The following is a 1,176-nucleotide window of genomic DNA, read 5'->3' as shown; positions in this document are numbered from 1 at the left end:
GCTTGGATTTCCTGATACTGAGCCGCATAAAGCGAAAAAGTGCCCGTTTGTTTTGCTGTCAGCACCGGATTATTGGGGCATACCCACTTACCGTTGTCATTTACTTTGGTCTGGCAAATCAGCGAACCAGATGAAAGGGGCAGGGTTGTTTGTTCCGGTGGCAGCAAATATTTTGAACTGGCGATAAGAATAAACTGCCCGGGGGTTCCCTCTCCCTGAATAGAAATATCGCTATTTATCCAGTAGCGAGCATTTTTTTTCGGCTCGGTAATCCGCATCGGCATAGTAAAATGCCATTCGATAGGTGTACCAATTTTGCTTCCGTCTTTGGTTTGCTGTATCACTAATGTGTAAGCTTCTCCCCCCCTCAACTTACTTCCGTCAATATTCAGCCCCCAATGAGGAACAGCAAGCCCAGCTATGACAGAAACGGCACCGATAACAGCCCCAGAAGCCGCTCCGGCCAGCCCGGTGGCAAGCCCAGCACCGGCTCCCGCCGCCGCCGCAGCAGCACTGAATAACCCTAGCAGGGTTATAGTTCCTCCATCTGGATTAATAGACGGGGAACTGGAAGAGTTATCAATTTCAGGTTCATCCTCATCATCATCCTGTTTTTTTTCTTCCACCGTCACCTCTTCCTTATCGGTGGCAATCACTTTGTCATTCTTCATTAATTCAGCGGTCAGTTCATAAGTTCCTTTGTCGAGAAGGACAGGTATACCACACCCCCAACCGCCGTTATCACTGACTACAGCACCCTTACAAATTGTGTCCGGGAGGATGTGTGATATATCCGCCCCTGATGCTGTCTGAGAAGGGCTGAGTTTACGCTTTCTGACGTTAACTGTTTCACCGGGCGTATTGGCATGCCCTGATACAGTAGTGACTGTGCCTGAGGTACTTTCTGGGGTTGTAATGTCAATGTCAGGGGTTGTAATCTGAAAATATGTTTTCCTAGAAATATCTGACCAAACTTTAGGAGGAATATCTAATCCTAATGGAATAAATCTGTCCATTATTTCGATATAATAAAGCCCATCTTTCAATTCAGGAGGAAGAGAAATTTTCCAATTCGGGAAGTTATGTATTCCATTATAATCACTATATTGTATTGGTATTTCTGAAAAATATGTATTCTCTTTTAATGGAATTCTGACATAGATATCTCGATCTTCA

At 44.9% G+C, this 1,176-nt stretch carries 1 pseudogene; it reads right to left on the bottom strand.

What is annotated here, in order from left to right:
• Window positions 1-1,176 (bottom strand): annotated as a pseudogene (locus Xinn_RS22315) (S1 family peptidase); the annotation flags it as partial.

This window comes from Xenorhabdus innexi (assembly GCF_002632485.1).
GTDB lineage: Bacteria > Pseudomonadota > Gammaproteobacteria > Enterobacterales > Enterobacteriaceae > Xenorhabdus > Xenorhabdus innexi.
The sequence above is the reverse complement of the archived record's forward strand: the minus strand, read 5'-3'. Positions and strand labels throughout refer to the sequence as shown.